Raw genomic sequence first — 19,964 nt, forward strand, 5'->3', positions numbered from 1 at the left:
CGTCAGTTCGACACCGCTGAGGCGGGGGTGGGTCCGGACGCGGACCCACCCCCGCGGGCGTTCGGCGGCCCGTCGCCGCCCGCCACCGGCACGCCCAGCAGCACGCAGGCCAACTGGTCAAGGCGTGGCGCCAGTTCGGCTCCCCCGACCGGCGAGCTGTTCCGCACCCCGTCGTTGACCAGGGCGAACATCGCGTGCACCCGGATCCGGGCCTCGGCCTTGTCGTAGCCGGGGTGCACCTGGCGCAGCAGCTCCACCCAGATCCGCAGGAAGTCCCGGCGGAAGTCCAGCGCCGCCTTGCGGTCCGGCGCGGCCAGCCGCTCGGTCTCGCTCACCATCGCACCCAGGTAGTGCCGGTGGCGCCGGGCGAAGGCGGTGTACGCACGGAGCCCCTCGGCCAGCCGCTCGGCCGGATCGCCCGCGGCCAGCAGCACCGCCACCACCTCGTGCCCGAGCCGCTCGCGGCAGCGCACCAGCGCCGCGGCCAGCAGGTCGGCCTTGGCCGGGAAGTGCTTGTAGAGGCTCGGCCCCGCGATGCCGACCGCCGCGCCGAGCCGGTCGGTGCTGACGTTGTCGAAGCCGCGCTCGTCGAACAGCCGCACCGCCGCCGCCAGCAGCTCCTCGCGGCGGCCGGCCAGGCCGCCCTCGGGCGGGCGCCCCGCAGGCACCGGCCGGGGCGGGCCCGGCGAGGCGGCGAGCAGGCCGAGCAGCAGGTCGGTCAGCAGGCGCTCGAAGCGCCGGCGCGGCGGCGCGAAGGTGTGGTACGACAGGCTGCCGGCCGCCGAGAGCGCCGACCAGACCAGCAACTCGGCCTGCTGCTGGCCGAGTTCCGGACGGGCGGCGCTCAGCCGCCGACCGGCCCCGGTGACGCAGGAGCGCAACGCGCGGCGCAGCTCGGCCCGTTGGGCCGGGGGCAGCAGCCGGGCGTCGCGCTGCCACAGGGTGGCCAGGGCGCGTTGGTCCAGCGCCACCCGGGCCAGCGCGGCGGCCAGCCCGGCCGGCCCGGCCGAAGCGTCCGCCGTCGCCGGCACCTCCGCTGTCGCGGCGGCGAGCTCCGCCAGGCCCCCGCAGACGGACTGGCGCAGCAGCTCGGGCTTGCCCCGGTAGTGCCGGTAGAGCGCGGGGGCGGTGATCCCGACGGCCGCGGCCACCTCGGCCATCGCCACCTGGTGGTAGCCGCGGCGGTGGAACTGCTCGGCGGCCACGGCGAGGATCTGCGTCCGCCGACCGCGCGGGCGGCGGGCCGGCCCGGTCTCCTCCCGTCCCATCCGCCCTCCCTGGACCTCGCGTCACCGGCGCCGCCGCTGCTGGCCGCGCCCGGCTAGCAATGATTCACATAACCCCCGGATAGGTCCACCACTGCAACGGGAATAACCATGTCGGTCCGGGGCGCGCCGACTCTGGACAGGAAAGCTACTGGCGATTAACTTAGCGATCGATCAACCTGGCACCCGAGAGCGCTGGGTTGTGGCCCCGCCGGCCCCGGACCCCCACACCGGGGCCGCCGGGGCCGCCCCCATCGATCGCGGGGCCCGCCGCGCAGGCCGGTCCCGCGAGCCACCCGTGCGAAGGGAGCGCCGTCGTGCGCCGCACTGTGTACAACGAGGACCACGAGGCGTTCCGGAGCACCATCCGGGACTTCATCGCCAAGGAGGTCGTCCCGGTCTACGAGAGCTGGGAGGCCGAGGGCCACCCGCCGCGCTCCTTCTACAACAAGCTCGGCGACCTGGGCGTCTTCGGCATCGAGGTGCCGGAGGAGTTCGGCGGCGCGGGCGAGACCGGCTTCAAGTACCAGGCGGTGATCACCGAGGAGGTGGCCCGCGCGGGCGTGAGCTTCGGCTCCTCGGGCGTGCACACCGGTCTGGTGCTGCCCTACCTGCTGGAGTACGCCAACGAGGAGCAGAAGCAGCGCTGGCTGCCCGGCTTCGTCTCCGGCGAGATCATGACCGCGATCGCGATGACCGAGCCGGGCGCCGGCTCCGACCTCGCGGGCATCAGCACCACCGCCAAGCTCTCCGAGGACGGCACCCACTACGTCCTCAACGGCGCGAAGACCTTCATCACCGGCGGCGCGCTGGCCGACCTGGTGCTCGTGGTCGCCCGCACCAGCCCGTACGATCCGGCCAACCGCCGGGCCGGGCTGTCGATCCTCTGCGTGGACACCACGTCCGAGGGCTACTCGGTGGGCCGCAAGCTGCACAAGATCGGCCTGCGCACCTCCGACACCGCCGAGCTGGCCTTCAGCGACGTCAAGGTGCCGGTCGCCGACCTGCTCGGCGAGGAGGGCAAGGCGTTCTCCTACCTGACCCACAACCTGGTGCAGGAGCGCCTGGCGATCGCGGTCGGCGGCTACGCGGCCGCCGCCGCGGCGGTCAACTTCGCGCTGCAGTACGTCAAGGACCGCAAGGTCTTCGGCCAGGCGGTGGCCGAGTTCCAGAACACCAAGTTCGTGCTGGCCGACTGCAAGACCCAGGTCACCGCGATGCAGGTCTTCGTGGACACCGCCCTGGAGCAGTACCAGAACGGCGAGCTGACGGTGGCGGACGCCGCCGAGGCGAAGCTGTTCTGCACCGAGGCGGCGGCCGAGGTGATCGACAAGTGCCTGCAGCTGCACGGCGGGTACGGCTACATCCTGGAGTACCCGATCGCGCGGCTCTACACCGACAACCGGGTGTTCCGGATCTACGGCGGCACCAGCGAGGTCATGAAGACCATCATCGCCAAGTCGCTCGGCCTGTAACGGCCTGTGCCCGGCGGGCCTGTCCACCTTAGGGTGGGCAGGCCCGCCGCCGTTCCTGAAGGACGCCGATGACCACGCCCACCCCGCCCGGCAGCTCGCCGGCCGCCGTCGCCCGGGCGCGGGCGACGCTCTCGGCCCCCGGCGCCCCGTTCGCCACGGTCGACACCCCGCGCGGGCCGCGCTACGCGGACGGGCCGACCGTGCTGCGCGACTTCCTGGCGAGCACCCGGAGCCACGGCGAGCGCCCCTTCCTGCTGCTGGACGGGCGCACCCGCAGCTACGCCGAGCACTACGCGGCTGCCGCCGCCCTCGCCCACCGCTGCCTGGAGCACTACGGGCTGCGCCCCGGCGACCGGGTGGCGATCGCCATGCGCAACCTGCCCGAGTGGCAGATCGCCTTCTGGGCCGCCCAGCTCGCCGGCCTGATCGCCGTCCCACTGAACGCCTGGTGGTCGGCCGAGGAGCTGGCCTACGCGCTGGACGACTGCGAGCCCGCCCTGGTGGTGGCCGACCCGGAGCGGACCGAGCGGATCGCGGGCTGGCTGGCGGCGCGCGGCGCGAGCGGCCCGCGGCCCTGGCTGCTGACCGCGGAGGTGCCGGCGGGGTCGGCGCACCTGGACGCGCCCCGGACCGAGCGGTTCGAGCAGCTGCCGCCCCCACCGGACGGCGTGACCGCCCCCGAGGTGCCGGTCTCCGCCGGGGACGACGCCACCATCATGTACACCTCCGGCACCACCGGCCGCCCCAAGGGCGTGGTCGCCACCCAGTCCGCCTGGTGCGGCGCCGTCCTGCACCCGCGGTTCTTCCTGGCCGGCGCCCACCTGGCCGCCGGGCGCGACCTCGGCCGGCTCCCGGCGCAGACCGTGCTGCTGACCTACCCGTTCTTCCACGTGGCCGCGTTCAGCACGCTCTTCCCGCTGATGGCCAGTGGCGGCACCGCCGTGCTGATGCGCCGGTGGGACGCCGAGGCGGCACTGGAGCTGATCGCCGGGCAGCGGGTCACCGGCTACAGCGGGGTCCCGACCACCGCGCTGGGCCTGCTGGACGCGGCCGCCCGCCGCGGGCTCGCGCTGGAAAGCCTGACCGGGCTCAGCACCGGCGGCGCCCCGGCGCCGCCCGCACTGGTCCGGCGGGTCCACCGGCAGTTCGACGGACGGGTCGAGGCCCGCAACGGCTACGGCCTGACCGAGGTCTGCGGCGGCGTGATCGCCAATGTCGGCGCCCGCTACCTGGAGCACCCCGACAGCATCGGCCGGCCGGCCCCCGCGGTGCAGGTGCGGATCGCCGGTCCGGACGGCGCCGGGCTGCCGGACGGCGAGGTGGGCGAGCTGTGGCTGCGCGGGCAGTCGGTGTTCCGCGGCTACTGGCGGGCGCCCGAGGCCACCTCGGCCGCGTTCAGCGGCGACTGGTTCCGCACCGGCGACCTGGCGTTCCGGCGCGACGGCGAGCTCTACGTGGTCGACCGGCTCAAGGACATGGTGATCCGCGGCGGCGAGAACGTGTACTGCGGCGAGGTCGAGGGCGTGCTGCTGGACCACCCGGCGGTCGCGGAGGCGGCGGTGCTCGGCCTGCCGCACCCGGCACTGGGCGAGGAGGTGGCCGCGGTGGTGCGGCTGCGACCGGGCGCGCAGGCGGACGCCGAGGAGCTGCGGCGGCACGTCGGGGCCCGGCTGGCGGCGTTCAAGGTACCGGCGCACCTGGTCCTGCGGGACGAGCCGCTGCCGCGCAACGCAACCGGCAAGCTCGTCAAGGGCGAGCTGCGGGCGGCGCTGGGCGGCTCGCCGGACCGGCCCTGAGAGCGGAGCAGGGCCGCCCGCCCCGCTCCGCTCGGCGCCCGGCCGCGGCCGGTCAGTTCAGCTGCGCCCCGTCCGGCACCGAGGCCGTGCGCCAGGCGTCCAGGCCTGCCTGCGAGGCCGCCCTGGCCTGCTGCAGGGCCCGGGCTGCCCGCTCGCCGGGCGAGGTCTCGAACTGCTGGACCCAGCTGCGCCCGGCGGTGGCCAGCGCCACGCCGACCAGCACCGTCCCCAGCAGCCCGGCCGCCGCGCCGACGCCGCCGAGCATCAGGCCGGCGCCGAGCAGCCGCCGGTTGACCGGGAACGCACTGTTGAACTTCTGAAAGGTCGCCATACGGCCCACCCTCGGGGCGCCCGGTGCGCCCCGCACGCCGAACGGGTCCGACCGAGCGTCAGGCGGCGGGCGCGGGCGGCGTGAGCATGCCGCCGGCCAGGAGCTGGAGCCCGCGGTACAGGTCCCGCCCGGTCGGCACCCGGTCCGGCGCGATCAGCCACTGCGCCGCGACGCCCGCCAGGATCATCTGCAGGAACGCGCCGCGGGAGTGCTCCTCCTCGGTGTCCGGCACCTCGGCCTTGCCCTGGAAGAGCGCGGAGAGCCCGAGCCGGGCGTCCCCCTGGGCGTCGGCCATCGCCTTGGCGATCTCCGGCACGTGGTCGACCTGGGCGAGCACCTCGAACTGCGCCTTCCACAGGCCGCGGCTCTCCGCGAAGGTGCCGAGCACCTGGTCCCAGCTGGCCACGAAGCGCTCCTCGGGCGTCAGCTCCAGCCCGGCCGTCCCGGCCAGCGCCGCGCCCAGCGTCTCGCCCCAGTCACCCATGGCCTCGATCAGCGCGATGTTGAGCAGCGCGTCCTTGGAGCCGAAGTGGTAGCCGATCGCGGCCAGGCTCACCCCGGAGGCCGTCGCGATGTCCCGTGCGGTGGTACGGCCGTAGCCCTTCTCGGCCAGGCAGCGCTTGGCGCCGGCCAGCAGTTCTTCGCGGTTTCCCATGGTCCGCATGGTACTGCGCTCTCAGACATCTGTCTTGGTCATATGTCTCGAACATTCGTCTTGCACATCTGTACTAGACAAACGTCTGACACGCTCGTACCGTTCTCTCCATGACCGCAACCAACGGCCTCGCCGGCCGCCGCGCCTGGGCGGGCCTCGCCGTCCTCCTGCTTCCGACCCTGGTCCTCTCGATGGACATGGGCGTGCTCTTCTTCGCCGTCCCGTTCATCAGCACCGATCTGCGGCCCAGTGGCACCCAGCAGCTGTGGATCATGGACATGTACTCGTTCCTGCTGGCCGGGCTGCTCATCCCGATGGGCGCGCTGGGCGACCGGATCGGCCGGCGCCGGCTGCTGCTGCTGGGCGCCGCCGGCTTCGCCGCGGCCTCGCTGCTGGCGGCCTGGTCCGGCAGTGCGGCCGAGCTGATCGCGGCCCGGGCGGTGCTCGGCGTCGCCGGCGCCACGCTGATGCCCAGCACGCTCGCGCTGATCCGCACGATGTTCCCGGACCCCAAGCAGCGCCAGGCCGCGATGGGCGCCTGGACCGGGACGCTGACCGGCGGCGCGACGCTCGGACCGGTGGCCGGCGGACTGCTGCTCAACCACTTCTGGTGGGGCTCGGCGTTCCTGGTCGCGATCCCGGCGATGGGCCTGCTGCTGCTCCTGGGGCCGCTGCTGCTGCCCGAGTACCGGGCGCCGCGGCGCGGGAGCTTCGACCTGCTGGGCGCCGGGCTGTCCCTGGCCACCGTGCTGCCGCTGGTCTACGGGGTCAAGACGCTGGCCGTCGACGGCTGGCACCCGCTGCCCGCCGCGGCCCTGGCCGCCGGCCTGGTCGCCGGCGCGCTCTTCGCCCGGCGCCAGCTGACCTGTGCGAACCCGCTGATCGACCTCGGCCTGTTCCGGATCCGCAGCTACGCGGGATCGATCTCGATCTCTACCCTCGCGATGTTCGCCATGATGGGCTTCACCCTCTTCACCTCGCAGTACCTGCAACTGGTCAAGGGCATGAGCCCGCTGACCGCCGCGCTGTGGTCGCTGCTGCCGAGCACCGGGGTCGGCGCGGCGGTCGGGATCTCCGGCGCACTGGCGGGCAGGGTCCGGCCCGGCCACCAGATGGCCGGCGGCTTCCTGGTCGGCGCGGCCGGCTTCGCCCTGATGACTTGGGTCGGCCCGCACTCGCCGCTGGCGCTGATCCTGACCGCCGCCGGCTTCCTGGCCGCCGGGACGGTCGGCACCATGACCCTCACCGCCGACCTGATCGTCTCGGCCGCCCCCGCCGACCGGGCCGGCGCCGCCTCCGCCACCTCGGAGACCGCGAGCGAGCTGGGCAGCTCGCTGGGCATCGCGCTGCTCGGCGCGGCCGGCGCGGCGGTCTACAAGTCCCAGCTGACGGACCGGCTGCCGGCCGGGCTGCCCGACGCGGCGGCCCGGGCGGCCCACGACTCGCTGGGCGGCGCCGTCACGGTGGCGGCCGACCTGCCGGCCCACTCGGCGCACGAGCTGCTGACGGCCTGCCAGTCGGCCTTCACCGACGGCCTGCACCTGGCGGCCTGGATCGGGCTGGGGTGCCTGCTGGGCGGCAGCCTGCTGGCGTCCCGGCTGATGCGGCACCTCCCGAAGGCGGGCGCGGCAGGGGCCGGCGCCCCGGTCTCCACCCCGGCATCCCCCCAGCTGAGCGGCGTGGGCGCGGACGCGGGCGGGCCGGCCTGACCGCCTGCCCCGTGTGGTCCAGACCACACAGCGGAGACATCCGTCGAACGTGCCGGCGTCACCGCCTCTTTGACCACCGTTTCCCGAGCGGTGTATACGTTCCGCCGCCGGGCCAGGCATACTGGCAGGGCCGGGCGGCCCCGCCCGGCTCTGTCACAGCGAGAAAACCGAAGGGACCGGTGGTCAGGGATGTTCCGCAACGGTCTGGAGCCCTGGCACCTCCTCGTGGTGCTGGCTGTCCTCATCCTGCTGTTCGGCTCGAAGAAGCTGCCGGAGATGGCTCGCGGCCTGGGCAAGTCGATGCGCATCCTGAAGGCCGAGACCAAGGCGATGCGCGAGGACGACACGCCCGGCGGTGACACCAACACCACGGCGAACTCCACCGAGCAGCCGCGCCCCGCGGTGGCGCCGGTCAACGTCACCAAGGCTGACGAGACCAGCAAGACGAACACCACCGCCTGAGCTGTGCAGCGCGACTTCCGAAGCCCCTGACAGGCCGTCCGACGACAGCGGGTCAGGGGCTTCGTCGTGCTCCCGGGCGCTTCGGTGCGCTCCGGCGGGCGGGCTGACGGCGGGCGGTCCGGGACAGGCCCTAGGCCGTGTCTCACAATTCCCGCCAGGCGCGCGACGCCGGGCATCCCGCCTGGACGCACCGGCGAATCATCCAAGTACGACCCAGTACGAGGACGCTTCGCCGGCACGCCCAGCCGGGCGCCCAACGCCGCGCGCTGATCCGACGCGAATTGTGAGACACGGCCTAAGCGCCGTCGGCGGGGACCAGCCCGGCGCGGTAGGCGTAGCGGACGGCTTGCGCCCGGTCCCGCGCGCCGGTCTTGGCGAAGATCCGGTTGATGTGGGTCTTGACCGTCGCCTGGCCGAGGTAGAGGCGCTCGGCGATCTCCTGGTTGGACAGGCCGGCCGCGATCAGCACCAGCACCTCGCGCTCGCGCTCCGTCAGCCCGTCGTCCTGGGCCGGCGCGGTCGTGCCGGTCGCCGCGGACGTGCCGGTCGCGGCGGCGGGGGCCGCGGGCCGGGCAGGCGCTGAGGCGGCGTCAGCGGCGGGCTGCGGCGGGGTGCCACCGATGGCGGCGGCGACCAGGCGCTGCTGGACCACCGGATCCATGAAGGTCTGCCCGGCGTGCACGGCCCGGATGCCCTCCTCGATCCGGTCCGAGCCGGCGTCCTTGGTCAGGTAGCCCTTGGCGCCGGCCCGCAGCGCCGGGAAGATCGAGGCGTCGTCGGCGTAGGTGGTGAGCACCAGGACGGGCGTGCCGGGCACCTGCTCGGCCAGCGCGGTGGTGGCGGCGATGCCGTCCAGCACCGGCATCGAGAGGTCCATCAGGACGACGTCGGGCCGGTGCTCCAGGACGGCCGCGACCGCCTCCTCGCCGTTGGCGGCCAGCGCGACCACCTCCATGCCCTCGTTCAGAGCGATCAGCAGCGCCAGCCCCTCGCGGGTGACGCGCTGGTCGTCGGCGATCACCAGGCGGATCATCTCGGGCTCCTCGGTGCTGGGGTCGGCTGGACGGGGCTGGGCAGAGGGTGCGGGCACGGGGCGGGGGCACGGCGGGTGCTCATCCCGGGACCTCCATCTCGACCCGCCAGCCGTCCCCGACCGGACCGGCCTCGGCGGTGCCGCCGACCCGCTCGACCCGCTCGCGCATCCCGCGCAGCCCGTTGCCGCCGCCCCCGGTGGCCGGGGCGGTCGCGGTGCCCGCGGTGTTGGTGACGCTGACGGTCACCCGGCCGCCCCCGCGGTAGTCGAGCACCACCGAGGTGCGCGAGCCGCGTGCGTAGCGGGCCACGTTGGTCAGCGCCTCCTGGACACCGCGGTAGAGCGCGAACTCGGCCTGCGGCTCACCCGGGCGGGCGCTGCCCAGCACGCTGAACGCGAGGACGAGGTCCAGGTCGCGGGCGCTGCGCTCGACCAGCGGGGCGACCTCGGCGAGGCCCGGCAGGTGCTCGGCGCGCAGCGCGCCCACCGCCTGCCGGGCCTCGTCCAGACCGTCCCGGGTCAGCTCCACCGAGCGGTTGATCACCTGCTGGAGCAGCGGGGCGACCCGGTCGCGCTCGGCCAGCTTGCGGGCCCCCTCCAGCTGGATCGCCAGCGCGGAGAGCGACTGGGCCAGCACGTCGTGCAGCTCGCGGGCGATCCTGACCCGCTCGGCGCCGGCCGCCGCCCTGGTCTCCGCCTCCCAGGCGTCCTCCAGCTCGGCGAAGAGCAGTTCGGTGCGGTCCTGGCCCTCCCGGCTCTGCTGCATCAGCCGGGCGGTGACGGCCAGCACCACGCAGAGCAGCACCGAGGAGGTGATCGTCTCCACCGGGTCGTCGACGGTCAGGGCCAGCAGCAGCACGAGCAGCACCGTGGTCGTGCCGCTGATCAGCAGCGCCGGGCGCAGGTCCAGCCGGATGAAGCCGAGCATCACGGCGCCGGAGACCGGCAGCACGTTCAGGATGCCGGAGGGCACCAGGGCGGTGAGGGTGAGCGCGGCCAGCGAGATCAGCAGGATCAGCACGACCCGCGGCCCCCGCTCGTCCCGGCCCGGCCACCGACCGGCCCCGGCCAGCGCCGTCGGCACGGCGAAGGTGAGCAGGGCCAGGCTGACGGCCAGGTGACGGCCGGTCAGTCCCGGGGTGACCGAGCTGGTCCAGGCGGAGACGCCGACGGCGACCAGCAGCAGCCAGCTGAGCGGGCGCAACCGGGACACCTGCCGCTTGCGCCGCTGGTCGATCCGGACCTGCGCGAGCGCGATCCGCGCGCTGACCGCCGGGTCGCTGCCGGGCTGCGCCAGGGTCACGGTGGACCGTTCGTCCTCGTCCCCGCCCCACGCTGTGCTCGCCATGGCCCGCAGCATAGGGAGCAGGCCGGTGCGCGGGCCAGTCGCCGGCCAGGTCATGCCGGCTCGAAGGGGGCGGCGGCCCGGGCGCGGGCAGGGCGGGCGGCGGCCGCGGCCGGGACCGGGACAGTGGCCGAAGCAGCGGCCGGAGCCGCCAGGGTGCGGCCGAGCAGGTGGCCGCGCAGGCGGGTCACGGTGAGACGGGTGACCACCTCGGCCAGCGCCATCAGGACCAGGGCGGCGACCCAGGCGTCCTGGCCGGTGATCCGCTGGTCGCGGCTGAAGTCGGCGATGGCCTGACCCAGCCCGTGGTTCGCCGCGAAGGCGAAGGCCAGCCGCGCCAGGCTGCCCAGGACCAGGACGGGCAGCACGGCCAGCGGCGTGCGGGCGAGCAGCCGGACCTTCGCGCCCTGCCGCGCACCGGCCCGGGGCCGCAGGGCCGACAGGCGCACCAGCGAGCCGCCGAGCGCGCCGAGCGCCGCACCGAGCCCGGCCAGGCCCAGGATCAGGGTCAGGTCGCCGCCACCGGTCGGGACCGAGTGCAGGAAGGCGAGCGCGGCAGCGGCCACCGTCCCCAGCGGGATCAGCAGGTTGGCAAGGTTCAGCTCGGTGCCCCGCACCTGGCGCACGATCGTCACCAGCAGCAGGCCGTTGAGGAGGTAGGTCGTGGTGTCCATGGTGCAAGCCTCCCGCCGGGGCCCCGGTCCGGGCGTCGGCTCCAGGGTTGACCGGCGGGTGGAACCGCCGCCTCCACCCCAGGGTTGAGCCGCGGGGGTCCGCCGGGTGAACAGCGGCTGTCGGGGCTTGGCCGCACCTGGTCCGGCATGGCAGTCTTCGCGCATCGAACACCAGTTGGACACAATCAGAACCAGTCGGCGCCCGGTGACGTCGTACGGCTGGCAGCGCCACGACGACCGGACGCCCCGGGGGGACCAGCAGTGACCACCGAGATCTACTTCAGCAACAACCACCGCGACCTGTGCGAGCAGTACGGCACCGGCGCGGGCTTCCAGTTCGAGTTCAACTGCCAGCGCTGCTACGACGCCTGGAGATCGCCGTTCGAGGCGTTCACCACCGGGCGGGCGGCCGGCTGGGTCAACAAGGGGGTCAGCGCGGCCTGGAGCGTGCTCAACGGCAACGGCGGCACCATCACCAACGCCGTCGACGGCCTGGCGGGCGCCGGCTGGGGCCGGGCCAAGGACGCCGCCTTCGAGCGGGCGATCGGCGCCGCACAGGGCCACTTCCACCGCTGCGCCCGGTGCACCCAGCACGTCTGCGACACGTGCTGGAACCCGGCCCAGGGCCTGTGCCAGATCTGCGCGCCGGACACCGCCGCCGAGGCCGAGGCGGCCCGCCGCCGCGGGCTCAACGACCAGGTGACCCAGCGCGCCTACCAGGCCGGGCAGGAGGCCGGGAACGCCTACGACGTGGGCACCGAGCGGCAGCTGGTCTGCCCGCAGTGCAACGCCGAGACGCACGGCGGGGCGTTCTGCGCCGGCTGCGGCCACAAGCTGGCCGATCCGGCGGGCTGCCGCTCCTGCCAGGCGGCCGTGCCCGCGGGCGCGGCCTTCTGCCCCGGCTGCGGCAGCCGGCAGTAGCGCCCGGCCGCCTACGGCGCGGCGGTGATCCCGGCGGTGATCGTGACATACAGGTAGTCGTCCAGCACCTTGGCCAGCGACACCGCGGGCCGGCCCAGCTCGCGCGGCAACTCGCCCTCGTCCAGGCCGGATTCGGCGATCACCGCGCGGGCCCAGCGGCGCCCGCAGGCCAGGTGGCGGCGGAACGCCGCGCCGTCCCGGGAGCCGTGCAGCCGCTGGGCGATCGCCGCGTCCCAGGGCATCACGGCCGCCGGGCGCAGCGCGTAGAGCGCCTTGGCGGCGGCGGTCGGCCCGAGGGTACGGCCCGGTGAGACGCGCAGCGCCGCCAGCTCGGCATAGGCCGCGGCCAGTGCGTCGAGCTGACCCTCCGTCAGCACGGCGAGCGAGGCATCGGGCAGCTCGGCGCCGTGCGCGGCCCACCAGCCCTCCAGCGCGGCGGAGAACAGGTCGGGCTCGCCCTCGCGCGGGTAACGGATTCGGCAGCCCCAGGAGTTGAGCCAGCGGTGCAGGGCCGCGCGGTGCTCGGGGCGGGCGAGGTCGGGCGCCGCGGCCACCACCGCGGCCCACCGCTCCCAGCCCGCGTCGACCGCCCCGAGACCGGCGAACACTCCTGCGGCGAAGCGGAGTTCGGCCAGGGCCGGGCCCGGCGGCAGGGCAGCGGGGTGCGCGGCCTCGTGCTCGGCGGCCACCCGCTTGGGCACCACCATCCGCCAGGCGTCCAGCACGATCTCGCGCAGCTCCGCCTCCGGGACCGCCGCCAGCCGCAGTTGCAGCCAGTTGAAGCGCTCGTCGGCCGGCTCCGGCGGCAGGTAGACCCCGGGCTCGGTGGCGAGCAGCAGCTCCCGCTCCTCCCGGGGGAAGGCGAAGCCGAGCACCGTCTCGTCCCTGGACAGCGCCAGGTAGACGATCCGGCCGACCCGGAACTTCACCCGGTCCCGGATCAGGTGCTCGCTCGTGCGCGGCAGCGCCAGCGCCGCCGCCCGTACCTGCTCGACCGTCGCCACCCGTGTGCCCCGTTCCGCCCCGGCGGCCCGCGGCGCTGCTGCCGGAGCCTGCTGGGCGGCATGCTGCCACAGTGCGCGGACACTCACGGGTCTGGCAGTGGCACCGGCCCGCCACCTAGGCTTGGTGCATCACCGCTGCCCCCGGGCGGGAGAGGAGACCGGCCTGTGCGCGTCGGGGAACTGAGCCGTCGAACCGGGGTGCCGGTTCCCACGATCAAGTACTACCTGCGGGAGGGGCTGCTCCCGGCCGGCGAGCTGACCTGCCCCAACCAGGCGCAGTACGACGAGGCGCACGTGCGGCGGCTGCGGCTGCTGCGCGCACTGCTGGAGGTCGGCGGCCTCTCGATCGCCACCGCCCGCCGGCTGCTCACCGCGCTGGACGCCCCCGGGCTCTCGCTGCCCGCCACCCTGGACCTCGCCCAGCACGCCGTCGCCCCGCGGCCCCGCCCCGGGGAGCGCCGCACCGAGGACAGTGCGGCCGGGCGGGCGGCGGCCGAGGCCGCGGCGGCCTGGGTGGCCGAGCGCGGCTGGCTGGTGCACCCCGGCGGCGCGGCCTGCGTGGCGCTCGCCCAGGTCTTCCAGGCGCTGCGCGAACTGGGGCAGGAGGACCTGCTCGGCATCCTGGACGAGTACGCGGCAGCGGCCGAGCGGCTGGCCGCCGCCGAACTGGCGCTGCTCGGGCGCCGTGCCGATCCGGGCGGGCGACTGGAGGGGGCGGTGCTGGGCACCGTCCTCGGGGACACGCTGCTGGCCAGCATGCGCCGGCTCGCCCAGGAGGACGCCTCCCGGCGGGTGTTCGTGGAGGCGCCCGCCGAGACCGAGACCTGAGATCTGACGGTCCGTCAGTTGCCGCCGTTGTCGGTGTTGTCGCCGTCGTCACCGTTGGCCGCGTTCTGACTGGCCTGGGCGTTCAGCGCGTTGATGGTCACCCCGAGCTCGCGCTGCCAGGAGGCGGCCGTCGCCCCGTCCACCGCGTGCTTCTTGGACAGGTCGCGCACCTGGCGCTGGGCCGCCTTCAGCGCCTGCACCGAGTCCTGCGGCTGCCCGGCGGCGAGCGCCGCGCCGGCCGCGTCCAGGGTGTGCACCAGGGCGGCCTGGCGGTCCTTCGGTATCGCCGAGCCGCTCACCTCGCCGCGCAGCGCGGCGATCTGGGCGGCCGGGGTGCCGGCGGGCTTGGCGGGCCCGGTGCTCGGCGCGGCGGGCGCGCTGCCGGTCGGCGGCACGACGGGCGTCGGAGCGGCGGGGGCGGCCGCGGTGCCGCCGGTGGGCGCGGCCGGGCCCGTGGCGGCACCGACCGGCTGGGCGGGCTGCTGGCGGCTGCTGCCGGGCGCGGCGGCACCGGAGTTGCCGCCGGAGCCGGAGAAGGCCAGCGCGCCCACCAGGCCCACACCGGCCAGACCGACCGCGCCGAGCACCAGCGCGAGGGTGCGGCGCGAGCGGCGCGCGGGGGCGGCGGGCTCCGGGTGACCGTCCTGGTACTGCCCGCCGTACCCGCTGGGGGTCCCGTGCCCCGAGTGGTCGCCGTACTCGCCGTACTCGGGCACCGGCGCCATCACCGAGGTCGGCGCCGCCACCGGCGCCCGGTACGGCTGCTGCGGCGGCGCGACCGCGATGGGCGGCAGCATCGTCGTGCGGTCGCCGTCCGGGCCGGGCATCGGCGTCGCCAGCAGCTCCGAGGTGCGGTCCACCGCCCCCGCCACCGGCACCGCCGCGAGCAGCTCGGCGCGGGCGGCAGCGGCGTTGGCCGGCCGGTCCGCCGGGCGCTTGGCCAGCAGCCGCGCCACCACGTGGTCGAGCGCCGGCGGCACCTCGGGCCGGCGCAGGCTGACCGGCGGGGCCTGCTCGGAGACCTGCTTGAAGGCGATCCCGACCGGCGTGTCGGCGCTGAACGGCGGCTCCCCGGTGAGCATTTCGGTGATCACGCAGCCCAGCGCGTAGAGGTCGGCGCGCCCGTCCACCTCGGCGGCGGTGGCCTGCTCGGGCGAGAGGTAGGCGGCGGTGCCGAGCACCGAGGCGGTCTGGGTCAGCTGCTGGCCGGAGGCCGAGGCGCGCGCGATGCCGAAGTCGACGACCTTGACCCCGCCGTCGTCGGTGATCATCACGTTGCCGGGCTTGATGTCCCGGTGGACCAGGCCCGCCGCGTGCGCCACCTCCAGCGCCTCGCAGACCGCCGCCGCGATTCCCACCGCCCGCTCGACCGGCAGCGGACCGCCCTCGGCCAGCACCGAGCCGAGCGAACGGCCGCGGATCAGCTCCATCACGATGTAGGCGGAGCCCTGGTCCATGCCCGAGTCGAAGACCATCGCGATCCGCGGGTGCACCAGCATCGCCGCGTGCTGCGCCTCCCGGCTGAACCGCTCGGCGAACCTGGGGTCCTCGGCCAGGCCGTTGTTGAGCACCTTGACCGCCACCTCGCGGCCGAGCACCCGGTCGACGCCGTGCCAGACCGTTGCCATGCCGCCGACCCCGAGGGTGCCGACCAGTTCGTAGCGGCCGTTCAGCGCTCGTCCGATCACCTGGTCCTGCTCCTCACGCTCCGTCGGCCGGACACCGCATGCCCGGCACCCGCGCCATGATGCGGCATCATCGCGCCGCCACCCCAGTCGGGGCACCACCCTGCCTGCCCGTGCGCCGGGAGTCCACTGGGTGGAACAGTCCTCAGAGGACTGAGGACGACTGCTAGCGTGCTCACCCCGGCGCGGGCACCCACTCCCTTGCGGACGCGCGTTCGAGCCCACCTGGTTGCCGGGCCGTCCGGGTGGAGGAGGAACGCCGTGCAGCCGAGCACCTCAGGCCCCCGGCGCGGCCCGCTGGTGCCCCGGGTGGAGGCGCGGCTGCGCGAGCTGCTCGACGGCGGCCGGTGGCGGGTCGGTGAGCAGCTGCCCAACGAGGCCGCGCTGGCCCGGCTGCTGGGCGTGGGCCGCTCCTCCGTCCGCGAGGCGGTGCGGCTGCTGGTCCGCGACGGCCTGCTCGACGTGCGCCACGGCGTCGGCACCTTCGTCACCGACCCCGCCGCCCGGCCGCCCGCACCCCCCGGCGAGGTGCGCGAGCTGCTGCGCCGGGCCCGCCTGCTGGAGGTGTACGAGGTCCGCCGCGCCCTGGAGGTGGAGGCCGCCCGGCTGGCCGCCGAGCGCGCCACACCCGCCGAGCTGCGGGCCCTCGGCGAGCGGCTGGTCGACCGGCAGGCCCGGCGCGCACTCAGCGCGCCCGCCTTCGTCGAGGCCGACCTGGCGTTCCACCTGGCGGTGGTCGAACTGGCCGGGAACGCCGTCCTGCTGGACCTGTTCACCGCCGTGCTGCCGGTGCTGCGCACCGCGCTGGTCGAACTGGTCGAGAGCGTGCCGGGGCTGCCGGACACCTCGTGCGCGCACGCGGCGCTGCTCACCGCGCTGCGGGCCCGCGACGCCGAGGCCGCCGTCGCCGCGACCCTGCACAACCTGGAGGCGGTCGTCCACCTGCTCCGCGCCCAGGATCCCCTCACCCCTGCCACCCTTCGAGGAGCGCACCCGTGAACGCCGCCGACCCCGCACCGCACGGCCCGCTGCTGCACGTCGAGGACGTCGACTTCGTGCGCGAGGGCCGCCACCTGCTGCGCGGCATCTCGCTGACCATCGAGCCCGGCCAGCACTGGGCCGTGCTCGGCGCCAACGGCGCGGGCAAGAGCACCCTGCTCGGCCTGCTCGGCGCCGTCGCCCATCCGACCCGCGGCGTGGTGCGGGTGCTCGGCCGCCGGCTCGGCCGGGTGGACGTCCGCGAGCTGCGCGCGCACCTGGGCCACGTGAACCCCCGCCACCCGCTGCGCTCGCCGCTGAGCGTGCGCGAGGTGGTGCTCACCGGCCTGACCAACAGCATCGAGCCCGACCTGCACCGCAGGCCCACCGCCGACCAGCTCGCCCACGCCGACGAGCTGATCGCCACCCTCGGCATGACCCGGCGGGCCGAGGCCGCCTGGACCACGCTCTCCCAGGGCGAGCGCGGCCGGACCCTGATCGCCCGCGCGCTGATGCCGCAGCCGCGCCTGCTGCTGCTGGACGAGCCCGCCACCGGCCTGGACCTGACCGCCCGCGAGCAGTTGCTCAGCAGCCTCGACGAGCTGCGCGAGCAGCACCCCCAGCTGGCCAGCGTGCTGGTGACCCACCACCTGGAGGAGCTGCCGAGCAGCACCACGCACGCGCTGCTGCTGCGCGAGGGCGAGTGCGTGGGGCGCGGCGAGGTCGCGGATATCGTCACCACCGAGCTGGTCAGCGCGTGCTTCGAGCACCCGATCCGGATCAGCCGGGCGGACGGCCGCTGGGCGGCCCGCGCCGACCGCCGCGCCGCGGCGGCCACCGCCCCGGTGACCGCCGGTTAGTCCGCTTCGGCACGACTCGTCCCTCCGGGTGTCAATTCCCGCGCGGTGTCTGGCCAGGGCGTTAACCCAGCAGTAACTTACTGGCCAGTTCCTCGGCGCACCCCCACGCGCCGTCGCGCACCTCCAACCCCCACCCGGAGGACAGCCATGCCCGGAACCACCCTGCCCGGCTCCCCCCTGCCCAGAACCGCCCCGCCCCGGGGCCGCCGCCCCCGCCGGCTCGCCGCGCTCGCAGCCGGCACCGCACTGCTCGGCGCCGCGCTGGTCGGCGCCGCACCGGCCCAGGCCCGGTCCGCCGCCGGCACCACCGATCCGGTCGCCGCCGCCCAGGCGCTCGCCGCACCCGGCGTACCCGGCGCCAACGACTGGTCCTGCCAGCCGAGTTCGGCCCACCCCAGGCCGGTCGTGCTGGTCCACGGCACCTTCGCCAACGGCTCGGTCAACTGGCTGACCATCGCCCCGGCGCTGGCCGCCCAGGGCTACTGCGTCTACGCCCTGACCTACGGCGCCCAGCCCGGCGTCCCCGTGCTGCGGGCGATCGCGCCGGTGGCCGACTCCGCCCAGCAGCTCGCCACCTTCGTGGACGGCGTGCTGGCCGCCACCGGTGCGGGTCAGGTCGACATCGTGGGCCACAGCCAGGGCGGCATGATGCCGCGCTACTACCTGAAGTTCGACGGCGGGGCGGCCAAGGTGCACACCCTGGTCGGCCTCGCCCCGAGCAACCACGGGACCACGCTGGACGGCCTGACCACGCTCGCCCAGTCCTTCCCCGGCGCCCAGCAGATCGTCTCCTCCGCCTGCCCCGCCTGCGCGGACCAGGAGGTCGGCTCGGCCATGCTCGGCAAGCTCAACGCGGGCGGCGACACCGTGCCCGGCGTGGACTACTGGGTGATCGCCACCAAGTACGACGAGGTGGTCACGCCCTACACCTCGCAGTTCCTGACCGGTCCGAACGTGCACAACGTGCTGGTGCAGGACCTCTGCCCGGCCAACGTGCCGGACCACGTGCTGATGGTCGCCGACCCGGTCGTGCGGCACGAGGTCCTGCACGCGCTCGACCCCGACAACGTGAGCGAGGCCAGCTGCCTGGCCAACCTGACGGGCTGAGCCGCGGGCGACCGCCCCGGGCGGCGTCCACCGCCCGGGGCCTTGCCTCAACTCGCCCGCGCCCAGTCCCTCTTGACGGCGACGAGCACCCCACCGAGCGTCGCGAGCAGCGCCAGCGCGGCGCCGAAGACCGTGGCCCCGCCGGTCAGCCCGATCGCGTCGCTCAGGAACCCGGCAGCCACCGGGAGCGTGCCCGCCAGCAGGTAACCCCCCACGTTGAGCGCGGCGTTGGCCTCCGCGAGCGAGCCGGCCGGCACACTGGCGTTCAGCAGCGACAGCCCGCCGAGCTGGCCCAGCCCCTGCCCGGCACCCGCCAGCAGCGCCGCTGCCACCAGCAGCGCCACGGCGTGGCCGCGGACCGCGCCGACCAGGGCGGCCACGGCCAGCACGGTCGAAACGGCGCCCGCCAGCAGGATCGCGCGCCGGCTCAGCCGCTGCACGGCGAACTGCACGGCGGTCGCGGTGAGGAACATCGCGAACGCGACCACCCCGGCGAGGATCCGGCTGCCGCCGCCGAGCAGCGCCGTGAGCAGCGAGGGGCCGAGCGACAGGACGAACGAGGTCGCGGTGATGCCGGGCGCGAAGACCGCGATCCCCAGGGCCAGTTGGCGCCCGTTGCCGCGCGGCACCCGGGGCACGCGGAGCAGTGGTCCTGCGGCGCTCGCCACCCGCGGCGGCAGCGGCATCCGCCACACCACCGCCAATGCGACCAGGAGCAGCACGGCGACCACGCCGAAGACCGCGCTGGTCGGCCCCGGCAGCTCCTGCGACAGCACACCCGCGAGCAGCGGCCCGGTGCCCGCGCCCAGCACCATCGCGCAGGAGGCGAGCAGCGCGGCCAGCCGCCGCCGCTCGGCGCCCGCGACGTCGGCCACCGCCGCCATGCCCGCCGAGACGGCCGCCCCGACCGCGATCCCGGTGAGCAGCCGGGCCGCCAGCAGCGCGGGCACCGAGGCGGCGGTGGCGAAGATGCCGCAGGCCAGCAGCGCCAGCAGGATCGCCGGGACCAGCACCCGGCGACGGCCGATCCGGTCCGAGAGCACCCCGCAGACCAGCAGCGAGCCGATCAGGCCGGCGATGTAGCAGGCGAAGACGACGGTCAGCGTGCCTTTGCCGAAGCCGATGTCGTGCTGCCACAGGGCGTAGAGCGGGGTGGCGGCATTGGACAGCACGAAGACGGCGGTGACCGGCCAGGCGGCCAGCCAGATCCATCGACGTGGCGGTGCCCCGACATCAACTCCCTTGCTGTTCAATGCTGCTGTTCTCTCGATGACCTGCGCCATGGCATCCCCCTAGGGCCGTCCGTCCAGTACGAGATATCTCGAACTTAGCATGCAGTACGATTGAAGTCGTACTGAAAAGCAGCGCGAAGGAGGTCCCCATGGCACCCAGCTCCTCCCCCGGCACCCCCGCGGCGCCCACCACCCCCGCGGCGCCCGCCGTCCACCGCCACCCCGAGCCCGCCGACCTGCCCGAGCCGCTGCCCGAGCCGGGGGTCGCCGAGCTGCGCCTGGAGGCGGTGCTGGGCGCACTGAGCGACCCGCTGCGCCTGCACATCGTGCGCGCGCTGCTGCTCGACTCCGACGCCTTCGACCACTCGTGCAGCTGGTTCGGCCTGGACCGTCCCAAGTCCTCGCTGACCCACCACTTCCGCTCCCTGCGCGAGGCCGGCGTCACCCGCCAGCGCCAGTACGGCCTCGAACGCCGCAGCCAGGTGCGGATCGACGACCTGGAGGCGCGCTTCCCCGGCCTGCTGGCCCTGGTCGCGAACTGGACGCCGAAGGAGGGGTAGCGCCGCCCGAAAACCCTGGCCCGCAAGGCCCGGCCTGGGGCAGA

19 protein-coding genes are annotated in these 19,964 nt (G+C 75.1%); 10 read left to right on the top strand and 9 right to left on the bottom strand.

Annotated features, from left to right (window positions below; genetic code table 11):
- Nucleotides 1–2 precede the first annotated feature (2 nt).
- Entirely contained in the window at nucleotides 3–1,268 is a 1,266-nt protein-coding gene (locus OG294_RS18600; RefSeq protein WP_327067627.1) for a TetR/AcrR family transcriptional regulator, read from the bottom strand.
- Nucleotides 1,269–1,582: 314 nt separating this feature from the next.
- Between OG294_RS18600 and OG294_RS18605 the strand changes: the two genes are divergently transcribed.
- Together OG294_RS18605 and OG294_RS18610 are read left to right on the top strand one after the other, a co-directional pair.
- Complete coding sequence (locus OG294_RS18605; RefSeq protein WP_327067628.1) at nucleotides 1,583–2,740, top strand: acyl-CoA dehydrogenase family protein; 1,158 nt, start codon at nucleotides 1,583–1,585, stop codon at nucleotides 2,738–2,740.
- A 68-nt stretch (nucleotides 2,741–2,808) separates the two neighbouring features.
- Complete coding sequence (locus OG294_RS18610; RefSeq protein ID WP_327067629.1) at nucleotides 2,809–4,536, top strand: class I adenylate-forming enzyme family protein; 1,728 nt, start codon at nucleotides 2,809–2,811, stop codon at nucleotides 4,534–4,536.
- Between the two features lie 52 nt (nucleotides 4,537–4,588).
- Here OG294_RS18610 and OG294_RS18615 read toward each other — a convergent pair whose 3' ends face one another.
- Nucleotides 4,589–4,867: a hypothetical protein gene (locus OG294_RS18615; protein ID WP_327067630.1), complete on the bottom strand. Its 279-nt coding sequence runs from the start codon at nucleotides 4,865–4,867 to the stop codon at nucleotides 4,589–4,591.
- Nucleotides 4,868–4,925: 58 nt separating this feature from the next.
- Nucleotides 4,926–5,522 carry a TetR/AcrR family transcriptional regulator gene (locus tag OG294_RS18620; protein WP_327067631.1) on the bottom strand — a complete coding sequence of 199 codons (597 nt, stop codon included), beginning with the start codon at nucleotides 5,520–5,522 and terminating at the stop codon, nucleotides 4,926–4,928.
- A 110-nt stretch (nucleotides 5,523–5,632) separates the two neighbouring features.
- On the opposite strand from OG294_RS18620, the gene OG294_RS18625 reads away from it, so the two are divergent.
- On the top strand, nucleotides 5,633–7,231 hold the full coding sequence (locus OG294_RS18625; RefSeq protein ID WP_327067632.1) for an MFS transporter: 1,599 nt from the start codon (nucleotides 5,633–5,635) through the stop codon (nucleotides 7,229–7,231).
- A 189-nt stretch (nucleotides 7,232–7,420) separates the two neighbouring features.
- Nucleotides 7,421–7,693: a Sec-independent protein translocase subunit TatA gene (gene tatA / locus OG294_RS18630; protein ID WP_327067633.1), complete on the top strand. Its 273-nt coding sequence runs from the start codon at nucleotides 7,421–7,423 to the stop codon at nucleotides 7,691–7,693.
- 295 nt (nucleotides 7,694–7,988) lie between these two features.
- Here the strand turns inward: tatA and OG294_RS18635 are convergent, their stop codons facing one another.
- From OG294_RS18635 to OG294_RS18645, 3 genes are all read right to left on the bottom strand, one after another.
- Nucleotides 7,989–8,726: a response regulator transcription factor gene (locus OG294_RS18635; protein ID WP_327067634.1), complete on the bottom strand. Its 738-nt coding sequence runs from the start codon at nucleotides 8,724–8,726 to the stop codon at nucleotides 7,989–7,991.
- A gap of 79 nt (nucleotides 8,727–8,805) precedes the next feature.
- Nucleotides 8,806–10,074: a sensor histidine kinase gene (locus OG294_RS18640; RefSeq protein ID WP_327067635.1), complete on the bottom strand. Its 1,269-nt coding sequence runs from the start codon at nucleotides 10,072–10,074 to the stop codon at nucleotides 8,806–8,808.
- Nucleotides 10,075–10,124: 50 nt separating this feature from the next.
- Complete coding sequence (locus tag OG294_RS18645; RefSeq protein ID WP_327067636.1) at nucleotides 10,125–10,745, bottom strand: hypothetical protein; 621 nt, start codon at nucleotides 10,743–10,745, stop codon at nucleotides 10,125–10,127.
- Nucleotides 10,746–11,006: 261 nt separating this feature from the next.
- Here OG294_RS18645 and OG294_RS18650 point away from each other — a divergent pair, with 261 nt between their 5' ends.
- Nucleotides 11,007–11,666 carry a double zinc ribbon domain-containing protein gene (locus tag OG294_RS18650; protein ID WP_327067637.1) on the top strand — a complete coding sequence of 220 codons (660 nt, stop codon included), beginning with the start codon at nucleotides 11,007–11,009 and terminating at the stop codon, nucleotides 11,664–11,666.
- Nucleotides 11,667–11,677: 11 nt separating this feature from the next.
- Here OG294_RS18650 and OG294_RS18655 read toward each other — a convergent pair whose 3' ends face one another.
- The gene (locus OG294_RS18655) at nucleotides 11,678–12,757 is read right to left on the bottom strand and encodes an MmcQ/YjbR family DNA-binding protein (protein WP_327067638.1); all 1,080 of its coding nucleotides are present in this window, start codon (nucleotides 12,755–12,757) and stop codon (nucleotides 11,678–11,680) included.
- A 78-nt stretch (nucleotides 12,758–12,835) separates the two neighbouring features.
- Here OG294_RS18655 and OG294_RS18660 point away from each other — a divergent pair, with 78 nt between their 5' ends.
- Nucleotides 12,836–13,498, top strand: a complete 663-nt coding sequence (locus tag OG294_RS18660) for a MerR family transcriptional regulator (protein WP_327067639.1) — start codon at nucleotides 12,836–12,838, stop codon at nucleotides 13,496–13,498.
- A gap of 14 nt (nucleotides 13,499–13,512) precedes the next feature.
- Here the strand turns inward: OG294_RS18660 and OG294_RS18665 are convergent, their stop codons facing one another.
- Entirely contained in the window at nucleotides 13,513–15,186 is a 1,674-nt protein-coding gene (locus OG294_RS18665; RefSeq protein WP_327067640.1) for a protein kinase domain-containing protein, read from the bottom strand.
- Nucleotides 15,187–15,444: 258 nt separating this feature from the next.
- Between OG294_RS18665 and OG294_RS18670 the strand changes: the two genes are divergently transcribed.
- The 3 genes from OG294_RS18670 (at nucleotide 15,445) to OG294_RS18680 (ending at nucleotide 18,128) form a co-directional block, all read left to right on the top strand.
- A complete protein-coding gene (locus tag OG294_RS18670; RefSeq protein ID WP_327067641.1) occupies nucleotides 15,445–16,182 on the top strand; it encodes a FadR/GntR family transcriptional regulator in 738 nt (245 codons plus the stop codon).
- Complete coding sequence (locus tag OG294_RS18675) at nucleotides 16,179–17,021, top strand: ABC transporter ATP-binding protein (RefSeq protein WP_327067642.1); 843 nt, start codon at nucleotides 16,179–16,181, stop codon at nucleotides 17,019–17,021. The genes OG294_RS18670 and OG294_RS18675 overlap by 4 nt, the downstream gene beginning before the upstream one ends.
- A gap of 147 nt (nucleotides 17,022–17,168) precedes the next feature.
- A complete protein-coding gene (locus OG294_RS18680; RefSeq protein WP_327067643.1) occupies nucleotides 17,169–18,128 on the top strand; it encodes an esterase/lipase family protein in 960 nt (319 codons plus the stop codon).
- A 47-nt stretch (nucleotides 18,129–18,175) separates the two neighbouring features.
- Here the strand turns inward: OG294_RS18680 and OG294_RS18685 are convergent, their stop codons facing one another.
- Nucleotides 18,176–19,411 carry an MFS transporter gene (locus OG294_RS18685; protein WP_327067644.1) on the bottom strand — a complete coding sequence of 412 codons (1,236 nt, stop codon included), beginning with the start codon at nucleotides 19,409–19,411 and terminating at the stop codon, nucleotides 18,176–18,178.
- A 98-nt stretch (nucleotides 19,412–19,509) separates the two neighbouring features.
- On the opposite strand from OG294_RS18685, the gene OG294_RS18690 reads away from it, so the two are divergent.
- A complete protein-coding gene (locus OG294_RS18690; protein WP_327067645.1) occupies nucleotides 19,510–19,920 on the top strand; it encodes an ArsR/SmtB family transcription factor in 411 nt (136 codons plus the stop codon).
- The last annotated feature ends 44 nt before the right edge of the window (nucleotides 19,921–19,964 follow it).

The sequence above is a fragment of the Kitasatospora sp. NBC_01302 genome (assembly GCF_035976515.1).
In the GTDB taxonomy this organism is placed as follows: domain Bacteria; phylum Actinomycetota; class Actinomycetes; order Streptomycetales; family Streptomycetaceae; genus Kitasatospora.

Excerpts from the sequence above, each read along its gene's own strand:
- OG294_RS18635 (WP_327067634.1), bottom strand. The coding sequence starts at position 8,726 with ATGATCCGCCTGGTGATCGCCGACGACCAGCGCGTCACCCGCGAGGGG.
- OG294_RS18645 (WP_327067636.1), bottom strand. The coding sequence starts at position 10,745 with ATGGACACCACGACCTACCTCCTCAACGGCCTGCTGCTGGTGACGATC.
- tatA (WP_327067633.1), top strand. The coding sequence starts at position 7,421 with ATGTTCCGCAACGGTCTGGAGCCCTGGCACCTCCTCGTGGTGCTGGCT.
- OG294_RS18685 (WP_327067644.1), bottom strand. The coding sequence starts at position 19,411 with ATGGCGCAGGTCATCGAGAGAACAGCAGCATTGAACAGCAAGGGAGTT.
- OG294_RS18680 (WP_327067643.1), top strand. The coding sequence starts at position 17,169 with ATGCCCGGAACCACCCTGCCCGGCTCCCCCCTGCCCAGAACCGCCCCG.
- OG294_RS18690 (WP_327067645.1), top strand. The coding sequence starts at position 19,510 with ATGGCACCCAGCTCCTCCCCCGGCACCCCCGCGGCGCCCACCACCCCC.
- OG294_RS18600 (WP_327067627.1), bottom strand. The coding sequence starts at position 1,268 with ATGGGACGGGAGGAGACCGGGCCGGCCCGCCGCCCGCGCGGTCGGCGG.
- OG294_RS18610 (WP_327067629.1), top strand. The coding sequence starts at position 2,809 with ATGACCACGCCCACCCCGCCCGGCAGCTCGCCGGCCGCCGTCGCCCGG.
- OG294_RS18640 (WP_327067635.1), bottom strand. The coding sequence starts at position 10,074 with ATGGCGAGCACAGCGTGGGGCGGGGACGAGGACGAACGGTCCACCGTG.
- OG294_RS18620 (WP_327067631.1), bottom strand. The coding sequence starts at position 5,522 with ATGGGAAACCGCGAAGAACTGCTGGCCGGCGCCAAGCGCTGCCTGGCC.
- OG294_RS18625 (WP_327067632.1), top strand. The coding sequence starts at position 5,633 with ATGACCGCAACCAACGGCCTCGCCGGCCGCCGCGCCTGGGCGGGCCTC.
- OG294_RS18615 (WP_327067630.1), bottom strand. The coding sequence starts at position 4,867 with ATGGCGACCTTTCAGAAGTTCAACAGTGCGTTCCCGGTCAACCGGCGG.